General features: G+C 51.2%; 17 protein-coding genes and 1 pseudogene. 13 read left to right on the forward strand and 5 right to left on the reverse strand.

The window, feature by feature from the left end:
• Window positions 1–423: 423 nt before the first annotated feature.
• Window positions 424–1,410, forward strand: a complete 987-nt coding sequence (locus FCN80_RS07615; RefSeq protein ID WP_136989564.1) for a transposase — start codon at window positions 424–426, stop codon at window positions 1,408–1,410.
• 24 nt (window positions 1,411–1,434) lie between these two features.
• On the opposite strand, the gene yidA is transcribed toward FCN80_RS07615, so the two are convergent.
• The 5 genes from yidA to dnaA form a co-directional block, all read right to left on the reverse strand.
• Window positions 1,435–2,496 carry a sugar-phosphatase gene (yidA, locus tag FCN80_RS07620; protein ID WP_230492552.1) on the reverse strand — a complete coding sequence of 354 codons (1,062 nt, stop codon included), beginning with the start codon at window positions 2,494–2,496 and terminating at the stop codon, window positions 1,435–1,437.
• Between the two features lie 1,427 nt (window positions 2,497–3,923).
• Complete coding sequence (gene gyrB, locus FCN80_RS07625) at window positions 3,924–6,338, reverse strand: DNA topoisomerase (ATP-hydrolyzing) subunit B (protein ID WP_136989565.1); 2,415 nt, start codon at window positions 6,336–6,338, stop codon at window positions 3,924–3,926.
• A 17-nt stretch (window positions 6,339–6,355) separates the two neighbouring features.
• A complete protein-coding gene (recF, locus tag FCN80_RS07630; RefSeq protein ID WP_136989566.1) occupies window positions 6,356–7,450 on the reverse strand; it encodes a DNA replication/repair protein RecF in 1,095 nt (364 codons plus the stop codon).
• Between the two features lie 23 nt (window positions 7,451–7,473).
• Complete coding sequence (dnaN, locus tag FCN80_RS07635; protein WP_136989567.1) at window positions 7,474–8,574, reverse strand: DNA polymerase III subunit beta; 1,101 nt, start codon at window positions 8,572–8,574, stop codon at window positions 7,474–7,476.
• Window positions 8,575–8,576: 2 nt separating this feature from the next.
• Window positions 8,577–9,968: a chromosomal replication initiator protein DnaA gene (dnaA, locus tag FCN80_RS07640; protein WP_136989568.1), complete on the reverse strand. Its 1,392-nt coding sequence runs from the start codon at window positions 9,966–9,968 to the stop codon at window positions 8,577–8,579.
• Between the two features lie 626 nt (window positions 9,969–10,594).
• Between dnaA and rpmH the strand changes: the two genes are divergently transcribed.
• From rpmH to FCN80_RS07700, 12 genes and pseudogenes are all read left to right on the forward strand, one after another.
• Window positions 10,595–10,738, forward strand: coding sequence for a 50S ribosomal protein L34 (gene rpmH / locus FCN80_RS07645; RefSeq protein WP_136989569.1), 144 nt, complete (start codon window positions 10,595–10,597; stop codon window positions 10,736–10,738).
• An 18-nt stretch (window positions 10,739–10,756) separates the two neighbouring features.
• Window positions 10,757–11,116 (forward strand): ribonuclease P protein component, encoded by a 360-nt coding sequence (rnpA, locus tag FCN80_RS07650; RefSeq protein ID WP_136989570.1) that lies wholly within the window; start codon window positions 10,757–10,759, stop codon window positions 11,114–11,116.
• A complete protein-coding gene (gene yidD, locus FCN80_RS07655) occupies window positions 11,080–11,337 on the forward strand; it encodes a membrane protein insertion efficiency factor YidD (RefSeq protein ID WP_136989571.1) in 258 nt (85 codons plus the stop codon). Before rnpA ends, yidD begins: the two co-directional genes overlap by 37 nt.
• 2 nt (window positions 11,338–11,339) lie before the next feature.
• Window positions 11,340–12,980: a membrane protein insertase YidC gene (gene yidC / locus FCN80_RS07660; RefSeq protein ID WP_136989572.1), complete on the forward strand. Its 1,641-nt coding sequence runs from the start codon at window positions 11,340–11,342 to the stop codon at window positions 12,978–12,980.
• 299 nt (window positions 12,981–13,279) lie between these two features.
• Complete coding sequence (mnmE, locus tag FCN80_RS07665; protein WP_136989573.1) at window positions 13,280–14,644, forward strand: tRNA uridine-5-carboxymethylaminomethyl(34) synthesis GTPase MnmE; 1,365 nt, start codon at window positions 13,280–13,282, stop codon at window positions 14,642–14,644.
• A 540-nt stretch (window positions 14,645–15,184) separates the two neighbouring features.
• A pseudogene (locus FCN80_RS07670) lies at window positions 15,185–15,361 on the forward strand (IS110 family transposase); the annotation flags it as partial.
• Window positions 15,362–15,653: 292 nt separating this feature from the next.
• Window positions 15,654–16,064 carry a hypothetical protein gene (locus tag FCN80_RS07675; RefSeq protein WP_136989574.1) on the forward strand — a complete coding sequence of 137 codons (411 nt, stop codon included), beginning with the start codon at window positions 15,654–15,656 and terminating at the stop codon, window positions 16,062–16,064.
• The gene (locus FCN80_RS07680; protein ID WP_136989575.1) at window positions 16,048–16,683 is read left to right on the forward strand and encodes a restriction endonuclease subunit S; all 636 of its coding nucleotides are present in this window, start codon (window positions 16,048–16,050) and stop codon (window positions 16,681–16,683) included. The genes FCN80_RS07675 and FCN80_RS07680 overlap by 17 nt, the downstream gene beginning before the upstream one ends.
• Complete coding sequence (locus tag FCN80_RS07685; protein WP_136989576.1) at window positions 16,683–18,224, forward strand: type I restriction-modification system subunit M; 1,542 nt, start codon at window positions 16,683–16,685, stop codon at window positions 18,222–18,224. The genes FCN80_RS07680 and FCN80_RS07685 overlap by 1 nt, the downstream gene beginning before the upstream one ends.
• Window positions 18,214–19,395 (forward strand): restriction endonuclease subunit S, encoded by a 1,182-nt coding sequence (locus FCN80_RS07690; RefSeq protein ID WP_170975339.1) that lies wholly within the window; start codon window positions 18,214–18,216, stop codon window positions 19,393–19,395. Before FCN80_RS07685 ends, FCN80_RS07690 begins: the two co-directional genes overlap by 11 nt.
• Before the next feature lies 1 nt (window position 19,396).
• On the forward strand, window positions 19,397–21,340 hold the full coding sequence (locus FCN80_RS07695; RefSeq protein ID WP_136989577.1) for an ATP-binding protein: 1,944 nt from the start codon (window positions 19,397–19,399) through the stop codon (window positions 21,338–21,340).
• 6 nt (window positions 21,341–21,346) lie between these two features.
• Window positions 21,347–21,835: a virulence RhuM family protein gene (locus tag FCN80_RS07700; protein WP_136989578.1), complete on the forward strand. Its 489-nt coding sequence runs from the start codon at window positions 21,347–21,349 to the stop codon at window positions 21,833–21,835.
• The last annotated feature ends 54 nt before the right edge of the window (window positions 21,836–21,889 follow it).

Raw genomic sequence — 21,889 nt, forward strand, 5'->3', positions numbered from 1 at the left:
CTCAACAGATTACATTAAAAATTGTGAGTGGGATCAGATAGATTTTAATCCCCATCCGGCATGCCTTGCTATCTTGGCCTGAATGTCTCTATACCCTAAATACGTCAAGTTGCATCGCGGCGGCAAGTGAGCGAGTCCCCAGGAGCTTAGATCACTATGTGACTGGGGTGAGAGAACGCAGCTTGAAGTATGACGAGTATATTCACAAAGTCACATGGGACAAACCATGCTATGCGCTGATAGCGGAATACTATTGTGGGGTTATTTATAAAGCTTATGCTATATTTTAAACCGGTATGCAACCATCAAAAATTCTATTCTGGATAATATCCCGATGATTCAACACTGAAGTACCCTCTAAAAAAATTTATTGTCAAAATCGCTACTTGATAATTTTTGTCCGGTATCAATGGAGAGAGCACCATGAAAATCATGCGTTTCCTTCTAGAGAACAAAAAAATTTATGAAAATTATCCTGTACAGGGAAGAAACGAAAAGAATACTTTATCCAAGGGTTTGCAAAAAGCCACCCAGTCCCATGCGGTATTGTCTGAAACACCGCCTACCGCTCACCCCCTTCCTGGGGCGCCGCACAATAAAATAGCCATCGACTTGTCACGCCTGTTCCCGTGCCGCCACGAAACCGCGATGGTTGATATTGAGCAACGTTTTCCCCTTAATTTGTCCGTCTCGCGCAATAGAGAGAACGTCGGTGAAAAGCGACTATCCCGGCCGCTGACAGACCTGCTTTCTTTAACGCAAAACACCCCACGCAAGTATAATCCCGTAAAAAGTGAACATCCCGTCATTGCCGGCGGCAAACCCCTAAGAAATAACTTTCCGCCAAGAACCTATGATGAAAAATGCGCCATTGTGTTTGAAGCCTGCTTGCCTGATTCTTGCTGTACCTGGACTGCTTACCGCCATAACATTCCTCATCAATATATCTTTGAATGGTGCAAAAATTTTTACGGCATGACCATCAGAGAGTTAAAAAATAAGTTGGATAATAACGAAATCAGATTACTTATTTACCGTAAAAGAGAAAGAGAAGACGTATTGAGTTCAATGGCGTATCAACACGAAAAAAAAAGAAAAAGAAATTTCACTGAAGAACAGAAAAAAAATTTTATCGAGGAGAGTTGTAAAGAAAATATCTCGGTGTATACCGTTTCACGACGGCATAATCTCTCTCCTCCGCTGATCTATCGCTGGTGCAAAGATATCCATCACATCAATTTACGGGAATACCGCCAACGACAGCAACGCTTCTGGACAGCAGAGCAGCAAAAGACATCCCAGAATCCCTTCCCTAGCGAGCGGCGCCATGAATCACGGCCGCAAACCAGTACCCCGGGCAAGGTTGCCATGACAGAACCGGTTCAGCCCGAAAGCCCCAGGCCGGCATAGCATTCGGCCGTGACACCCGAGAAATCACGCTATCCGGGAACTCAGGACAAATTTTTCAATCGCCAGCGCGACACCGTCTTCCCGATTGGTTCTGGTCACAAACTGGCTGGCGGCCTTGATTTCATCAATGGCGTTACCCATCGCCACGCCGGTGCCGGCATATTCGATCATCGCCAGGTCATTGGCGTGGTCGCCAATGGCCATCACCTCTTCCGCCGACAGGTCGAGATGGCGGGCCAATGCCGCCACCGCCGTTCCTTTGTTGGCTTCCTTACGCAGCAACTCCAGATAATATTCCGCGCTTTTCATGATGGTATAACGCGCGAAAGCCTCCTGGGGAATGCGGCTGATTGCCTGATCAAGGATTTCCGGTTCATCAATCATCATGACTTTCGGGAACGAGAGTTGCCGGTCCATTTCGTCAACCCGGCGGAATTTTAGGGGCATTCCCGTCAAATGGGCTTCATAAACCGTAAATCGACTGATATCCCGGTTGGCGGTGTACAGCGTCGTAAATGTTAGCGCGTGAAAATGTACATTCACTTGGCGAGATAGCGCTTCAAGATAGAGATAATCGGCAAAACTTAAGGGAGTTTGTGATACACAATCGCCATTGACAGTTCGTTGAACCAAAGCGCCATTATTGGTGATACAGTAATGGCCTTCATGTTGAAGATCCAGTTCCTTCAGATAACGTTGGATACCGATAAACGGCCGCCCTGTGGTTAGCGCCACATAGACGCCTTTGTCACGCGCCGCGACTATGGCCTCCTTAACCGCGGGCGTTATTTCATGCTTATGATTCAACAATGTCCCGTCCATATCAATCGCAATCAGTTTTATCGCCATCACACCTCCTTTAGCTTGTGGCGTACAACGTAGACTCTGCATACTTAGAGTTGCATCGCGGCGGCAAGTGAGCGACAAATTCGTCGGGAACGCATTTGACCCGCCAAAGGCGGGCCTCCGGTGAGAAACAGAAGGTTTCCCACCATCCCCAGGAGCATAGCTGGCTAAGTGACTGGGGTGAGCGAGCGCAGCCAACAAAGAGGCAACGTGAAGTGTGGCGAGTAAAGACCGTTCCACCAACGTTAGGCACCTTGCTATCGACCGGATAATAATAACGCAAAGCTGTTGGCAAAAGTGAATATTTCGTGACTTTGCCCAACAATGGGAGGCGTGAAGAAAAGGGAATTTCTATCATTAACAATTCACATTGCAGCGCGGCAGGCCGTCAGGGCAAGCTCCAGAGGAGGGTTAGTTATGTCCACGCGCGCCAACCGGACGGAAGACATGTCTATACTCGACACTCTTCACGCCCCCCTGCCAACCGCGTTTGCTTGCCCGGTCACAGTGTTGCCTGCGTACTCAGGCGTTAAGGTGCTTAGGCGTTATAAAAGACACCCTGTCTTTCAAGGTCCCCAGACGGCTAAATACCGTGGTGGCCGGGGAAAGCAAGCACCACCGACAAAGAGGCAATGGCAAGTATACCAAGTATAGACATTCCATCAGAATAATTTATTATGCATGAGCGGGACGCAGTACCATTCATAACAATGAATCAATATAAGGAGGTCTATTAATGAAGGAAAAATTTTTCTTGAAACTTGATCCGAAGAACGGAATATTATTTATTGAACTTTGGCGGCTGGATGGAATGACAGTGACGCACTATCAGATAGAAAGTCATCGGTTTCGATTAAGAAAGCACAGCCATACACTTCATTGAAGTACCGCCTATATTTGTTGTCCCTAAAAGGGCTTTTTGTTAGCTGTGTTCGCGCGTTGGAGCAACCGCCGTCGGCAAGTTATAGTCGTTCCCGACGAATTTGTCACTCGTTTGACGCCGCAATGCAACTCGACGTAATTGGAGTATATAATAGTTTATTTCGTTAATCATTACTCCCATAGAAATACAGGGATTAGATCATTATTAAGGAAACGCCGCGCCAATGTTAGTTGGCGCGGCAGTTACCGTTGTCGTTCCATTTAAATTGACTTACCCCTAACTCGACAACATCGGTATTATATAAGAAGTTCAACACTGATGTAAATATCTCCCGTGGCAATATAAGACATTAGGTAATTCTTTAAAGTAAGAAATAAATTGTTAATTATAAAAAATAGTATTTTCAAATTATTCCTAATATATACTCTATGTCATTCAAGTCGCATCGCGGCGGCAAGGGAGTCAGTCCCCGGGAGCATAGATCACGATGTGACTGGGGCGAGCAAGCGCCGCCAACAAAGAGGCAGCTTGAAGTATGACGAGTATAAAGATATTCAGCTTGTCTCAGCATGGGAAATAGCGCCTGCCGCCGCGCAGCGGCAACGGGGCGACACATTAACCGGAAACGCAATTACACCGCCATCAGCGCCTCCGGTGAGAGACAGGATGTCTCACACAACGTCCGGAGGCAGAGATAATGCTGTGACGGCAGCGGGCAAGCGCAGCCCATAAAGGGCGGCTTGCGGTTTGACGAGAATTAACAATATATTGCCGTGGACCGGCATCATATATCGATATTCGCCGCCTTGAGCGCATTTTCTTCGATAAACGCCCGACGAGGTTCCACGGCATCGCCCATCAGCGTGGTGAACAATTGATCGGCGGCGATGGCGTCTTTCACGGTGACACGCAGCATACGCCGGCTATCCGGATCCATGGTGGTTTCCCAAAGCTGTTCCGGATTCATCTCACCCAGCCCTTTGTAGCGCTGGACTGCCAGCCCCCGGCGGGATTCCTTTACCAGCCAGTCCAACGCCTGTTCAAAACTGGTCACTTGTAAGCGGCGTTCACCCCGTTCCACGAAAGCGTCTTCCTCAAACAAATCACGCAGCTTTTCACCCAACGCGCACAGCTTGCGATATTCGCCGCCGTGGACGAAATCGAAGTCAAGCACATAATCGGTATCCACCCCATGGGTGCGAACCCGCAATACCACCTCAAAGGTCTGACGCTCGCGATTTTCGCGGATTTTGCCGGCATAGCTGCTACCGTGCTTTTCATTCTGGTTGAGCAACTCGGCCAAAGCGGCGCCCCAACGCTCAACCCGATCGCGATTGGACAGATCCGCTTCATGCAATGTCGGGTGATAGATCAAATGACTTAACAGGGCGCGGGGATAACGCCGCTCCATTCGGCCTATCATCTTTTGTACCGAATAATACTCCGCCACCAGTTTTTCCAGCGGCTCTCCCGCCAAAGCCGGCGCATGTTCGTTGGGATGCACGGACGCGCCGTCCATGGCCAAAGCGATCTGGTACTGATCCATGGCGTCGTCATCTTTGATGTACTGTTCCTGTTTGCCTTTCTTGACCTTGTACAACGGCGGCTGCGCGATGAAAACATGACCGCGCTCAATGATTTCCGGCATCTGGCGATAGAAAAAGGTCAGCAACAGGGTACGGATATGGGAACCGTCCACATCGGCGTCGGTCATGATGATGATATTGTGATAGCGCAGTTTGTCGGGGTTGTATTCATCCCGGCCGATGCCGCATCCCAGCGCGGTGATAAGCGTAGCCACTTCTTGCGAAGACAGCATTTTGTCAAAACGGGCCTTTTCGACATTCAGGATTTTGCCTTTCAGAGGCAAAATCGCTTGATTCTTGCGGTTCCGCCCTTGTTTGGCCGACCCGCCGGCGGAATCCCCTTCCACCAGGTAAAGTTCGGATAACGCCGGATCCCGTTCCTGGCAATCGGCCAGCTTACCCGGCAGACCCGCCAGGTCCAGCGCGCCCTTGCGGCGGGTCATTTCCCGTGCTTTGCGCGCCGCCTCACGCGCGCGGGCGGCATCGATAATCTTGCCGATGACGATTTTGGCATCGTTGGGATTTTCCAGAAGGTAATTCACCAACCGCTCGTTCATCAGGGTTTCCACCGCGGATTTCACCTCGGAGGACACCAGCTTGTCCTTGGTCTGGGAAGAGAACTTCGGATCAGGCACCTTCACCGACACCACGGCGACCAACCCTTCGCGGGCATCATCGCCGGTGGCGCTGACCTTGGCCTTTTTGCTGTACCCTTCTTTATCCATATACGAATTCAACGTACGGGTCATGGCGGCGCGAAAGCCGACCAGATGCGTACCGCCGTCGCGCTGGGGTATATTGTTGGTGAAGCAGTAAATGTTTTCCTGGAAACCGTCATTCCACTGCAACGCGATTTCCACGCCAACCCCGTCCTTCTCGGTGGAGAAATAGAAAACCGTGGGATGGATGGGGTTTTTATTCTTGTTCAAAAATTCGACAAAAGCCTTAATCCCACCCTGGTAGTGAAAAAGATCTTCTTTATCGTTGCGTTTGTCGCTAAGGCGGATCGACACGCCGGAATTCAGAAACGACAGTTCCCGCAACCGTTTGGCCAGAATTTCATACTGAAATTCGGTGTTATTGGTGAAGGTTTCGAGACTCGGCCAGAAACGCACGGTTGTGCCGGTCTGATCGGTTTCACCCACCACGGCCAGCGGCGCCTGCGGCACGCCGCCGATATAAGTCTGCTCATGTACCTTGCCTTCGCGGCGGATAACCAGCTCCAACTTCTCAGACAATGCATTGACCACCGAAATGCCCACGCCGTGCAGGCCGCCGGACACCTTATACGAATTGTCGTCAAACTTGCCGCCCGCATGGAGCACGGTCATGATCACTTCCGCCGCGGAAACGCCTTCTTCCTCGTGGATACCGGTGGGAATGCCGCGTCCGTCATCCTGGACCGACACGGAATTATCTTCATGAATGGTGACGATGATTTCTTTACAATGGCCGGCGAGCGCTTCGTCGATAGCGTTGTCCACAACCTCGAATACCATATGGTGCAAACCGGTGCCGTCATCCGTATCACCGATATACATCCCTGGGCGTTTGCGCACCGCGTCCAGTCCTTTGAGTACTTTGATACTTGAGGAGTCATAAGAATTCGACATCAACGTTTCTCGCTCATTTAAACTTCGGATTGAATACCTATTTTACCCTGTTCCACCACGAACATCCTGCCCTTTTCATCCGTGATATCGCGTATTTGACCGACATTCAGCGCACTGACGAAAACCTGGGCGCGAGTAGCCTTTAAACGCTCGGCCAACAGGCCGCGCCGCCCCGTATCCAGCTCAGAAGCGAAGTCGTCTATCAGATACAGACACCGCTGGCCGCGCCGACGGGTCAGGCATTCGCCCTGCGCCAAACGCAGGGCGCACATCAACAATTTCAGTTGGCCGCGCGACAACGCGTCTTCCACCGGCACACCGTCGGCGCGGATGCGGAAATCCGCTTTATGCGGACCGGAAGCAGTATATGTCAACGCCCGATCGCGCTCAAACTGACGCTCGAGCAACTCGCCATAATCGCTTTCACGGTCCCAGCCCCGCATGAAGCTGAAGTCAAGCCGATACTCGGGCAAGAACAGCGCGCAGGTCGCCGCGATGTCCGCCGCCACTTCCTCGCTGTATTGCGCTCGCCACTCGCTGATACGCTCCGCCAGCGGGATCAGTTCCTGATCCCAGACCCGTATTTGTTCATAACGGCTGACCTGGCGCAGCGCGGCGTTTCGTTGCCTGAGCAAACGCTTGATATTGCTCCAGACGGTGAAAAAACCCTGCTCGTGATGGAAGCAGCCCCAATCGATAAAAGCCCGGCGGTATTTGGGGCCGCCGTTCAAGAGGCTGAATCCCTCGGGAGTGATGAGCTGCATGGGCAATAATTGCGCGAGCTCGGCGATCTTATGCCCGTCACTGCCGTCGATACGCACCCGGCTGTCGCCCTGGCGGTTTTTGCTCAGGCCGACCGAAATCGTCCGTTGACCTTCCGGCACGCCGTCGATACGGCCGTGCAGCAAGAATTCGGGCTGGTCATGGCGGATAACGCGCCCGGCCTGCAAACTACGAAACGCCCGACCGTGGCCGAGGGTGTAGATGGCCTCCAGCACGCTGGTTTTGCCACTGCCGTTGACGCCGACCAGGAAATTGAAATCGGGGGACGGCGACAAATCGGCGGAAGCGATATTACGAAAATCCCGGATGACAAGACGCGACAGGGCCATTCGATCACATTACCTTCGAATCCCTATAGCCGCATGGGCATAACGACATATATCGCCGTCTGGCTATCGCTATCTTCAATCTGCACGCTTGAAACGCCATCGGTCAGCAGCAGCCTGACGCGTTCGCTTTTCAACGCATTCAGCACATCAAGCACATAGCTGACGTTAAACCCGATTTCCATATCCGCGCCCTGGTAGGCCACATCCAGAATTTCTTCGGCTTCTTCCTGTTCGGGATTGTTGGCGGTGATTTTCAGTTGATCGTTGCTAAGAAAAAGCCGGACGCCGCGAAATTTCTCATTGGAAAGGATGGCCGCCCGGGCGAAGGCCTGCTTAAGCACATCGCAACCGGCCTCCAGCGTTTTATCGGGGTTTTTCGGCAACACCCGGCGATAGTCGGGAAAACGGCCGTCGACCAGTTTGGAGGTAAAAACGTAATCACCCATACTGACACGAATATTATTGCTGCCGATTTGCAACGCCAGCGGCGTTTCACCGCCATCCAGCATTCTTACCAGCTCCATGACGCCTTTGCGCGGCACGATCACCGAGTGGCTCGGCAGCGACTGGCCGACCGGCATGGAGCAGACCGCGAGGCGATGTCCGTCAGTGGCCACTGTGCGCAATTCCTGGCCCTCGGTCTCGAACAGCATGCCGTTAAGGTAATATCGTACATCCTGATGCGCCATGGAAAACTGGGTCGCTTCCACCAGCCGTTTCAGGGTGGATTGCGACAGGGTAAACTCCACTTCGCTCTGCCAATCGTCAAGATTAGGAAAATCGGCGGCCGGCAACGTCGCCAGGGAAAAGCGGCTACGCCCGGACCGGATCAACATCCGATCGCTCTCCTGGGTAACGGTGATTTCCGCCCCTTCGGGCAAACCGCGGCAGATGTCGAAAAACTTGCGCGCCGGCACGGTGGTTGCGCCCGGTTCATGGGGCTGGGTCAAGGCGACGCCGGCCACCATTTCCATTTCCAGGTCGGTTCCGGTCAGCAATACTCTGTCGTCCGCCACCTGCAATAACAAATTGCCCAGAATCGGCAAGGTCGGCCGGCCGCCCAGGGGGCTGCTTACTTGCTGCAACGGTTTAAGCAGATGCTCTCGTTCAACGATAAATTTCATAATTAGGAAGATAATGTTCTGATTAAGTTGGAGAAATCTTCTTTTATATCGTGACTTTCTTCACGCAACTGCTCGATTTTCCGACAGGCGTGCAATACCGTGGTATGGTCGCGCCCGCCAAAAGCGTCACCGATTTCCGGCAGGCTATGGTTGGTCAGTTCCTTGGATAACGCCATAGCCATCTGCCTGGGCCGCGCCACGGAACGGGAACGCCGCTTCGAAAGCAGATCGGCCACCTTGATTTTATAATATTCCGCCACGGTTTTCTGAATATTATCGATGGTGACCAGCTTCTCCTGTAGCGCCAGCAAATCGCGCAATGCCTCGCGCACAAAATCGATGGTAATGGCCCGTCCGGTAAAGTTGGCGTTGGCAATCACCCGGTTCAGCGCGCCTTCCAGCTCCCGCACATTGGAACGCAGCCGTTTGGCGATGAAAAACGCCACCTCGCCCGGCAAGCGGATGTCATTCTCATCGGCTTTTTTCATCAAAATGGCGACCCGCGTTTCCAGCTCCGGCGGTTCGATGGCGACCGTCAATCCCCAGCCAAAACGCGATTTCAGACGATCTTCCACCCCGTTGATTTCTTTGGGGTAGCGATCGGAGGTCAGGATAATTTGCTGATTGCCTTCGAGCAATGCATTGAAAGTGTGGAAAAATTCTTCTTGAGAACGCTCTTTGTTGGCGAAAAACTGGATATCGTCGATCAGCAGGGCATCGACGGAACGGTAGTAGCGCTTGAACTCCTCGATGGCATTGTTCTGCAACGCTTTCACCATGTCCTGGACGAACCGTTCCGAGTGCATATACACCACCTTGGCGTTGGCCTTGCGCTCCATAATGCCGTTGCCCACCGCGTGCAACAGGTGCGTTTTACCCAGACCGGTGCCGCCATAGAGAAACAGCGGATTGTAGGCGCCGCCGGGGTTGTCCGCCACCTGCCGCGCCGCCGCGCGAGCCAATTGGTTGGATTTACCCTCGACAAAATTATCGAAGTTGTGTTTCGGATTGACGTTCGACCGGTATGACAGCTCGGGCTGCACCGGCGCGTTGTCCCAGCTCGGCCGGGCCGGCCGTTGGCGCGGCGCGGCCTGAACCGGCGTGTCGCTGGCGGGGGCCGGCTGGGGGCTTATCATCATCGTGATGGGCGGTTTGCTGCCCACTTCAAAACGCAGCAATGGGGCGTCCGTCCCACAAAAATCATTTAATAATCCATTAATATTATTCAAATACTTATCGCGGACCCAATCCAGCACAAACCGGTTGGGAGCATACAATGCCAGAGTGTTGTCACTCAGTTCCGCCTGAAGAGGGCGTATCCACATACTGAATTCTGTGGCAGGTAACTCATCCTGTAGTCGGGCAAGACATTGCTGCCAAAGCGAAAGTGACACGGCGGACTCCAATCGAACAAGATCAACAAATGAAAAGAAACACAACTGTATGATTCAGGATTATCTTTTTGACACGGATACCATGCCGGCACCCGCGAACCGCTTTACCGGTTTTCCGGACGAAACCCACGAAGGATCCCGTCAGGGATTGCGGATCATAACGCAAAGCGCGCTAGAGATCCTCCCCTTCTACACAGTTTCGATCCTTTTTATCCACAGGCTGTAACAGGCGGGATTGAGTGTAACCGATTCTCCCTTCCTGGGATAAAATGTAAGTCTTATATCCTTCAAATTAAGCATAGTCCGAATTTCGCCGCTTGCCGCCTCGCTGTATGATCCTTTTTATTCAGCCCCGGATCCCGCCGGATCCTTGCGCTTTGGCGTGGAACCCGTATAATTCTCACCCCGGCGCGAGATGCCCGGTTGCCTGGCTCCGTAAACGGACAATGGCGAGGGCGCAGGCGCGGGTAGGCAGGCGGATAAAGCATGATGAGAATTGACTCAGGACTGTACAATTATTACAATCCCGCCTCTTTGATGCTTAATGCGATTGAGGCGTCGGTCGTTTCACGCCGTACAGCCAAACGCGTTTACTGTGAAGTTAAATTTAGTAGGTAGAAATCGCTATGAAACGCACTTTCCAACCGTCCGTATTGAAACGTAACCGTGATCACGGTTTCCGTTCACGTATGGCAACGAAGAATGGTCGTCAGGTACTGGCACGCCGTCGTGCTAAAGGCCGGGCACGCCTGACCGTCGCTTCGAAGTAATAAAAGCTAACCCTCCGAGTGGTTAAGCTCGCTTTTCCCAGGGAGTTACGGTTGTTAACTCCCAATCATTTTACTTTCGTCTTCCAGCAGCCACAACGGGCCGGCACACCGCACATTACTATCCTCGGCCGCCTGAATACGCTGGGGCATCCCCGCGTCGGTCTGACAGTCGCCAAAAAACATGTTAAACGGGCTCATGAAAGAAACCGGATCAAACGTCTTACACGTGAAAGCTTTCGGATGCATCAGCATGCCTTGCCCGCAATGGATTTTGTCGTCATCGCCAAAAAAGGGGTGGCGGATTTGGACAATCACGCGTTGACGGAAGCATTGGAAAAATTATGGCGCCGCCATTGTCGCCAGTCTCCCGGCTGCTAATCGGGTTGATACGCGGGTATCAACTGTTTATCAGCCCGCTGCTGGGGCCTCATTGCCGGTTCCAACCCACATGCTCGCAGTACGGTATAGAGGCGATACGCAGGTTCGGTATGTTAAAAGGCAGTTGGTTGACATTCAAACGCGTATTAAAATGCCACCCTTTGAACCCGGGTGGCGATAATCCCGTGCCGCCGAAACCCAACGACAACAGAGAACATTAACGATGGATTCGCAACGCAATCTTCTTCTCATCGCTCTGCTGTTCGTGTCTTTTATGATCTGGCAGGCCTGGCAGACGGACCATAGTCCGCAGCAACAGGCGCCGGCAACGCAACAGACCACGAACACAGCCAACGGTGATGCAGCAGTAAACCAGGGTTTACCCGCCAGCGGGCAAGGACAGCAGATAACCGTGAAATCCGACGTCCTGTCACTCGTTATCAATACCCGCGGCGGCGATATCGAGCAGGCCCGTTTGCTGACGTATCCCGATAAGCTGGGTTCGGATCAGCCGTTTCATTTACTGGAAACCTCGCCGGATTTTATATATCAGGCGCAAAGCGGTCTGACGGGTAAAAATGGTCCGGACAATCCGGCCAACGGCCAGCGTCCCCTGTATAGCAGCAATCAGGACACCTATATCCTGCCGGATAACCAGGGCGAGCTACGCGTTCCCCTGACCTATACCGCGCCGGACGGCGTGGTCTATACCAAAACCTATATCCTCAAGCGCGGCGATTACGCGGTAAGCGTGGAATACACCGTCCATAACACCAGCAGCCAGCCCCTTGAGCTGGTGATGTTCGGCCAGCTCAAGCAATCGGTGGATTTGCCCAAGCATCGCGATACCGGCAGCAGCAATTTCGCGCTGCATACCTATCGCGGCGCGGCTTATTCGTCCAGCGACAACAAATACAAGAAGTACAGCTTTAGCGACATCAAAGACGAGAACCTGAACGTCACGACCCAGGGCGGTTGGGTCGCCATGCTGCAACAATACTTCGCCACAGCCTGGGTGCCGCAAACCGCGGGCCCCCATACGTTCTATACCAGCAATCTGGACAACGGCCAGGCGGCCATCGGTTACAAATCCCAGCCGATCACCGTTGCCCCCGGCGCGCAAACCAACCTGGACGCCACTCTTTGGGTCGGCCCCGAAATCCAGGATAAAATGGCCGCCATCGCGCCCCATCTGGATCTAACCGTGGATTATGGCTGGCTGTGGTTTATCAGCCAACCCCTGTTTAAACTGCTGAAGTTTATCCACAGCTACATCGGTAACTGGGGCTTCTCCATTATCATCATCACCTTTATTGTGCGCGGCATCATGTACCCGCTGACCAAGGCGCAGTATACCTCCATGGCCAAGATGCGCATGCTGCAACCGAAGCTGGCGGCGATGCGGGAGCGTATCGGCGGCGATAAGCAGCGCATGAGCCAGGAAATGATGGCCTTGTACAAGGCGGAGAAAGTCAATCCGCTGGGCGGCTGTTTGCCGCTGGTTATCCAGATGCCGATATTCCTGGCGCTGTATTATATGCTGATGGGATCCATCGAGCTGCGCGGCGCGCCGTTCGCCCTATGGATACAGGACTTGTCGGCCCAGGATCCGTATTACATTCTGCCGGTCCTGATGGGTATTACGATGTTCTTCATCCAGAAGATGTCGCCGACCACCGTCGCCGATCCCATGCAGCAGAAAGTGATGACTTTTATGCCGGTCATCTTTACCGTGTTCTTCCTCTGGTTCCCGTCAGGGCTGGTGCTGTATTATATCGTCAGCAACCTGGTGACCATCATCCAGCAGCAACTGATTTATCGCGGACTGGAAAAACGCGGCCTGCACAGCCGGGAGAAAAAATAAATCCCGTTCCTCTATTGAGAGCGGCGAGTTTGCCAAGGCGGTCGATGGACCGCCTTGTTTGTTTGTGCCGTACCCCCACGCCCGTTGAATTTATGGCGGGAAAGACGCAGGGGCGTTCGTGGCCGCAATCTGGCTCACCATCCGCCGTATTTCCCGCGGCAACATATGCAATGGCGCCGGCCATGACAGGCTCTTGGGACAAAATGACTGTTCTCGGCGCGGCGCTTAGGCCGCTTACCGTTGACCGCCGGGCTTAAAACATTAACCCTGATTGTGGATAAAATTCGAGAGAGAACCTCATGAGTCAAACGGATACCATTGTCGCCCTCGCCACGCCGCCGGGACGCGGCGGCGTGAGTATTGTGCGGGTATCTGGTCGGCTGGCCGCCGAAGCGGCCCGTCGGCTATTGGGTAAATTACCCGCGCCTCGTTATGCCGATTACCTGCCGTTTCGCGATCATGACGGCGCCATTCTCGATCAAGGCATCGCGTTGTGGTTTCCCGGCCCGCATTCGTTTACCGGCGAGGATGTGCTGGAATTACAGGGCCACGGCGGTCCGGTGGTCTCGGACATGCTGATAACCCGCCTTCTGCAAATGCCTGGCATTCGTGTCGCCCGTCCGGGTGAGTTTTCCGAACGGGCGTTTCTTAATGATAAAATGGACCTGGCCCAGGCGGAGGCCATCGCCGACCTGATTGACGCCAGTTCGCAGCAGGCGGCGCGTTCGGCGATAAACTCCCTACAGGGGGTGTTTTCCCGCCGCGTGCAACATCTTGTGGAAGCGCTGATTAACTTACGTATCTACGTGGAAGCCGCCATTGATTTTCCTGACGAGGAAATCGACTTTCTCTCGGACGGTAAAATCGAAAACCAGCTCAACGACGTGATGGAGAACCTTGGGCAGGTACGGGCCGAGGCCCGGCAGGGATCGCTGTTGCGCGAGGGCATGAAAGTGGTTATCGCCGGGCGGCCCAATGCCGGCAAATCCAGCCTGCTCAACGCCCTGGCCGGTCGAGAGGCGGCCATTGTCACCGCCATCGCCGGTACCACCCGCGATGTGCTGCACGAGCATATCCTGCTCAACGGCATGCCGCTGCATATCATTGATACCGCCGGTTTGCGCGACGCCGGCGACGAGGTGGAACGCATCGGCATCGAGCGCGCCTGGCGGGAAATTGAACATGCTGACCATGTGTTGTTGATAATCGATGGGACCACCACAGGGATAAGCGATCCCGATATTCTCTGGCCGGAATTTATCGCCCGGTTGCCCGCCGCGTTACCGTTGACCGTGATTCGCAATAAAGCCGATCTGACCGGCGAACCAGAAGCCATCGGGAATGTGAATGGTCACTCACTTATAACGCTTTCCGCCCATTCCGATACCGGCATCACGTTGTTGCGCGACCATTTGCAACGCAGCATCGGCTTTAACAGTAGTCTGGAGGGCGGCTTTTTGGCCCGCCGCCGGCATTTGCAGGCCCTGGACGATGCGGGGGAACATTTGTTGCGCGGCAAAGAACAACTGCTCGACGCCCGTGCCGGCGAACTGCTGGCCGAGGAATTGCGTCTGGCCCAGCAGGCGCTTTGCCAAATCACCGGCGAATTCAGCTCTGACGATCTGCTGGGGCGGATATTCTCAAGTTTTTGTATCGGCAAGTAACGCTGCGTCTGTAAGCGTCCACTCACTTCCACACATCCCGCATAGCGCCTAGTTATGCGGGATTTTTTGTTCCATCGATATCTGTTCTACGCCGCACGGCCAGTTTGGAAAGGCGTATAAAGCGGATACAGACAGCTAGCCCATGTCTTATTGCCGCATCCCCTAAACTACGATATTCGTAGTCTCTGACGCCTTATAACTACGATTATCGTAGTGCGTGGGGGATCCGGTTTTTTTTGGACCGGCTCCCCCCATTAGTATCACCATGTTCCCGTTTATCCCCCCCTATACCCGGCAAGGCAGATCGTTTCTTCCTCCAGCTCAATCAGGCCGTCTTTCTCCAGCTTAAGCAGCCAGCGGGTAAACTTTTTATCCACATTCATCCCTTTTACGCGCAGATCGTCGCGCAACTGCGATCGGGTACAGACTTCGCGCGCCTAAGAGCCTGCCAGACAGCAATACGATTGGCGGTCAGATGGAAGATACCGGCCAACTCCGGGTAAGCATCGGTTCCGTCCCGGCGTTCCCTTGGCCTGTTGTTCAGCACCAGACAAAATGGAACGTCGTAAGCGAGGTAAAAGCGACACGATCGATGCAGAAAGCGCCGCTCACGCCGCGTTCTCAGGTATACGTACTGTCACACCTAAAACACGTAGCGGAAGGGTTGAAGCACTGTGCGTCTTGAGAATCTGCCGCAAAACGGCTGTATATCCAAGATTACAAGGAAGAGAGCATCGGTAAATAAAATCGCCCAACGCCTGATCACGACCTTAATCAAAGTTTGTACCGACAGAACAAACTTTCTATTGCAGTAGAAAAAAAACCGCATAATTTTAGCTTGACGGATAAAAAAAGATCAGCAACTATATACACACTAATTTTTCATAGACTATTTACTGTATTTTTTCTGTGGTTGTGAGTGAAAAATAACCATGTAAAAAGCGACAGGCTGCCACCTGTCGCTCCATTCAATACCAACAGTGCCGAGAAACACCTAGGAAATCGAATAATGAAAGAATACCAAACCCAGCAAGCCATGCAAGAAATTCACGTTGAACATCGAGTCTACTTGGTTCATACCCAACAAATCACGAAGCCGCCCCAAACGCGTGTAAGCACAGGCCAACAGCTCAAAATATCGCGAGAAAAATTTGCTTTCCCTACGCCAGAAACAACCGAAAGTAATGAGTGTTTCTGTGATACAGAGAGAGTTATCGCCATCTACAACAAAGAGCAACAAAAACATAGTGATAAACGCCAGAAAATGACAGCCAAAATTCAACAGTGGTTTGAAAATAAAGCACTGGTAGCAGGTTGGGAGATGGCTAAATTTGTGCCTCATACACACAGCAATCGTATTGCAGGCTGCATGCTGTTTGTTACACCGACTAAAGGAGTTATTGATGCCACAACGCACTAGCATCAAAGCGCTCAGTGACATTGCCAACCTAAGAACAGGCTTTACCTTCCGAGGAAAAATAGAGGAAGTGGATAAAGAGTCCGGTAATGCCCATGTGGCGCAAATTAAAGACGTTCGAGAGGCTTGGGAAACATCAAACCTCTTTACTCTACAAGCTAGCCAGATGCCCTTGATAGAGTGGACCGGCAAAAGCAATGCTTTCGTCTGTCCAGGCACTATATTGCTCCCTGCGAGAGGTTCTAGAGGCGGCTATTTCAGGGCCTCTTGTTTAGTTACAGACGAACAGTCTTCAAAACCCGTAGTGGTTAGCAGTCAGTTTGTGGTTATCACGCCTAAAGCAGCCGTGATACCAGAATTTCTGTGTTGGTCTCTCAACCAGCCTGCTGTTCAATACTGGCTATCAGAAGGAACGGGAAGCCAAGGCAGTAACATTGTCATGTTAAATACCAAAGTAGTTGGTGAGCTGAAACTGGACATCCCCCCACGAGTGACACAACAGAAAATTCTGCACATCAATACGCTGTGGGAGCAGGAACAACACCTCACCAAAGCACTGCTAAAGAATCGTGAAACCATGCTGCAAGGCATGTTTCAACGAATGATTAAGGGAACCCATTAATGAATAACCAAGTAACAATTAACAATAAAATCAACCAAGACAGTATTAACAAAGCATTGTGGGCCGCTTGCGACACTTTCCGAGGTACCATCAGCGCAGACACTTACAAAGACTTCATCCTGACCATGTTGTTCCTTAAGTACATTTCTGATGTATGGCAGGACCATTACGATGGTTACAAAGCTCAGTATGGCGACGAGCCTGAGCTCATCGAAGAGATGATGAAGAACGAGCGTTTTGTGCTGCCAAAAACCGCCAGTTTTTATACTTTGTACGGGCATCGCCATGAACCAGGCAATGGTGAGCGTATTGACCAAGCGCTACACGCCATTGAAGAAGCCAATGGCACCAAACTCAAAGATGCCGGGAAAAGCGTGTTCCAAGATATCTCTTTCAACACCGACCGCTTAGGTGAAGAGAAACAGAAAAACAATATTCTGCGTTATCTGCTGGAAGACTTTGCCAGGCCGGAACTCAACCTCAAACCGAGTCGCGTCGGTACACTGGATGTGATTGGTAACGCCTACGAGTACTTAATCAAAAACTTTGCCGCCAGTGGCGGCCAAAAAGCTGGGGAGTTTTATACACCACCTGAAGTCAGTGACTTGATTGCTGAGCTGCTTGAGCCGCAACCAGGCGACAGCATCTGCGATCCGGCGTGTGGTTCTGCATCACTGTTGATGAAATGTGGCAGTAAAGTCCGTACCAACTTTGATAGTAAGAATTATGCCCTCTATGGACAGGAGGCTATTGGTTCAACTTGGTCGCTGGCCAAAATGAATATGTTCCTGCACGGCGAAGACAACCACAAAATCGAATGGGGCGATACCATTCGCAACCCTAAGTTGCTGGATAAAAACGGCGACTTGATGCTGTTTGATATTGTGACCGCCAACCCACCCTTTTCTTTGGATAAATGGGGCCATGAGGACGCGGAAAAAGACAAGTTCAGCCGCTTTCGTCGTGGTATACCGCCAAAAACCAAAGGGGACTATGCCTTTATTCTGCACATGATTGAGACACTTAAACCTAAGACGGGTCGTATGGGTGTGGTTGTTCCCCACGGCGTGCTATTCCGTGGCTCAACAGAAGGCAAAATCCGCCAGAAACTGATCGATGAAAATCTACTGGATGCGGTGATTGGCCTACCAGAGAAACTATTTTACGGCACAGGTATTCCCGCCGCGATTCTGATTTTCAAAAAAGAAAAGGTAGATGACAACGTGCTGTTTATCGATGCCTCACGCGAGTTTAAATCCGGTAAAAATCAGAACCAGCTCAGCGAAGAGAATATCGTTAGGATCGTCGCCACCTACAAAGCGGGAGAAAACGTCGATAAATACGCCTATCTTGCCAGCCTGAAAGAGATCCAAGACAACGACTACAACCTGAACATCCCACGTTATGTTGATACCTTTGAAGAAGAGGAAGAGATCGACCTGATGGCCGTGCGAGCAGAACGCGAACAGCTCAAAGCCCAACTGGCTGAGCTGGAAACCGAGATGGCTAAGTATCTTGAGGAGTTGGGTTATGGTGCATGATGGAAGCTATTCTCAACTTGAGCTTATGCAGGCACGGGTAAAATCTGTACCTGACGGGTGGGCATTTAACTATGTCGGAAAAGCTTTCGCTATTAAAAATAACTTGAGAAAGCCAATTAGCGAAGACGAGCGAGATAAAAATCCAGGGAGATATCCGTATTACGGCCCTACAAAAATTCAAGGATACATAGGAACTTTTGAACAAGATGGGAGCTATGCCCTCATTGGAGAAGATGGCGACCATTTCCTGAAGTACGAGTCGCAGGCTATGACCCAATTAGTGGATGGGAAGTGTACTGTGAATAACCATGCTCACGTTATCGAAGGCACCAAGAAGGCCACTAGAGAGTGGTTTTATTACTATTTCATGCATCGAGATATTTTTAGTTTTCTTAGTCGTCAGGGTGCAGGCAGATACAAACTAAATAAAGCTTCGCTTGAAAAAATTCCAGTACTTGTTCCTCCGGTACAAGAACAAAAAAAAATCACCCAAATCCTCTCCACTTGGGATAAGGCCATCACCACCACCGAACAACTGCTCACCAACAGCCAGCAGCAGAAAAAAGCCCTGATGCAACAATTGCTCACTGGCAAAAAACGCCTGCTGGATAAGAATGGGGGTCGGTTTAGTGGGGAGTGGAGATTTCTGACATTTGATGAGGCATTTAAAGTAGCAAATAAGAAATCTGCGCAAGTTAAATCATCCGATTATCTTGCTACTGGTTCGGTGGCAATAGTTGACCAAGGCAAAGAATTGATAGCTGGATATTGTGACAACGACGAACGTTACACAAATGTTCCTGTGATTATCTTTGGCGACCATACTCGTTGCTTAAAATGGGTGGACTTTGAGTTTTGTCCCGGAGCCGATGGAACGCAGGTGCTAGATACTAAAGAGTTCCTAGATAAGAAGTTTGGCTACTACTTACTTTGCCATACCGATATTCCTAATCTGGGATACAGCCGCCATATGAGGGAGCTGAAAGAGAAAGATTTTAAAGTGCCAGTCGATATGGTTGAACAACAAAAAATCGCTGCCGTTCTCTCTGCCGCCGATCAGGAAATCTCTGCCCTGCAACAAAATCTGGAAGCGTTAAAACAAGAGAAAAAAGCGCTGATGCAACAATTGTTGACGGGTAAACGTCGTGTCACCGTTGAGGAGGCCGCCTGATATGGATGAATTTACCCCCGAGGAATTACTGGAGCAACTGCGTCAACTGGACGAACAACCACGCATAGAAGCCAAGCGGGCCAGTGACATTGGTAAGTCTGTGATGCAAACCATTTGTGCCTTTGCTAATGAACCCGGGCTTGGTGGTGGCTATTTGCTGTTAGGTATTGATGAACCGAAAACCCCTGATGAAACCTTCAGCGTTTGTGGGGTAACCGATGCGGATGCATTATTGAATACCATCCAAAGTAACTGCCGCGAGCAGTTCGAAGCCCCTATTCCGGTGCGAGGTGACGTTACTCAGCTTGAAGGCAAAAAAGTGATTCGCTTATTTGTGCCAGAGCTGGAGCCTGCCGCTAAGCCCTGTACCTTCAAAGGAAAGTTTGATAGCAAAAATAAGCGTAAAACAGGGGTGTGGCGACGCGGGCTGAATGGGGATTACGAATGCAGCCAGCAAGAGCTGGAACCGCTGTTATTAGCCAAAAGCGGCATGAGTTATGAGCAGGTACAACTTGCCAATGCAGAATGGGATGACTTAGATCCTTCAGCCATCGCCTTATACCGCACATTGCGCGCCAAAGTACGCCCATACGCTGAAGAGTTACAACTATCTGAACATGAGATGCTTTATGCGCTGAATCTGGTCAAAAAACAAGGCGACAAATGGGTACCTAATATTGCAGGGATGCTGTTGATGGGTAAGCCATTGGCGCTGCGCCGTCTGTTACCTGCTGTACGCGTTGATTATGTGCGAATTAATGGCACCCAATGGGTAGAAGACCCAGAGCAGCGTTTTGCGATTACGCTCGATATACGCGAACCACTACTACGGCTGATTCCAAAGCTTGAAGCCACAATTAGCGATGATCTGCCTCGTCATTTTCGACTGAAAGACGGCAGTACACAGCGTAGCGATGAGCCGCTATTACCCCACAAGGTGATTCGTGAAGCGGTCGTCAACGCGGTGATGCACAGAGATTATCAGGTCAATCAACCGATTCTGGTCGTGCGCTACAGTAACCGTATAGAAATTCGTAATGCGGGCTATTCTCTAAAGCCAGAGATCGCGCTGGGAGATATGGGGTCAAAACTGCGCAATCCCGTCATTGCCGCCGTTCTTTACGATTTAAGCTTTGCCGAAACCAAAGGCTCCGGTATTAAAACCATGCGCCGGTTGCTTGAGCAAGCAAGGTTAACCGCGCCGGTATTTATCAGTAAAGTGATTGAAAATGAGTTTATTGCAACCTATTTGCTTCATCAGTTGTTAGGTGAAGAACAGTTAAGCTGGTTACAACAGTTTGCAGAGTTACATTTAACCGATAATGAAGCCAAAGCCCTACTGCTCGCCAAAGAAACGGGGGCTGTTGATAATGCCGGTCTTCGTGCTATTTCAGGGTTAGATACATTATCGGCAAGCCAACTACTGCGAAAATTGCACCATCAGTACCATTTACTGGAGCAAGGTGGCGCAGGTCCGGCAACGTATTACCAGTTAGCGTTACCATTGCAAAATGATGAGCAGTTACCGCTGTTTTCAACAAATGCAGCAGCACCTGAGACGTCGAATACGAGTGACCTAACCCAAAACACGAGTGACCTTGAAGCAAATACGAGTGACCTAATTCCAAATACGAGTGACTTCCCTGTCCCGAATGAACTCGCTCAAAGGATTGAACAACTCACTTCAAAAGCACGTAAGGACAAACTTTGGCCAATCATCGTTTGGCTATGTGCTTTACGTCCCTATAAAGCCGAACAACTGGCCACTCAGCTAGCACGTAAAGATACCCCCTTAAAGCACAATCATTTGAACGTGCTCAGAGAGCAAGAAGGTTTGATCGATTATCTCCATCCAGAAGTGGTCAATCATCCCAACCAAGCCTACCGCACAACAGTAAAAGGGCTTCAGTGGCTAAAAGCACAAGGCATTGTTATCGAGGAGTAAGATGGTATGGATAACGACCTGATCCTCTACACAACCGATGATGGTCAATCGCAGTTAGTGCTGCGCGAATTAGCTGGACAGGTATGGTTCACTCAGTTGGAAATGGCGGAGTTGTACCAAACCAGCAAACAGAATATCAGCAAGCATGTGAAGAGCGTTTTGTCAGACGGGGAGCTGGCTGAAGGGGCAGTTGTCAACTCAAAGTTTACAACTGCCGCTGATGGTAAGGAATACCTAACTCAGCTTTATGCACTACCTATGATCATCGCGGTCGGCTACCGCGTACGCTCTACCCGTGGCACCCAGTTTAGGCAATGGGCCACCCGCACCCTTGGGGAATACCTAGTAAAAGGCTTCGCCATGGATGACGAACGTCTTAAAGACCCACAATGGGACTATTTCGATGAGCTGCTTGAACGCATTCGCGACATACGTTCGTCGGAGAAGCGTTTCTATCAAAAAATCCGCGATCTACTAAATAGCTGCGCAGAATAATAGATCACATTGAGGGAACTCAGCCCGGATTGTGCGATCTGATCAATCGCCAAA

Source organism: Martelella alba (genome assembly GCF_005217455.1).
Taxonomy (GTDB): domain Bacteria; phylum Pseudomonadota; class Gammaproteobacteria; order Enterobacterales; family Enterobacteriaceae; genus Acerihabitans.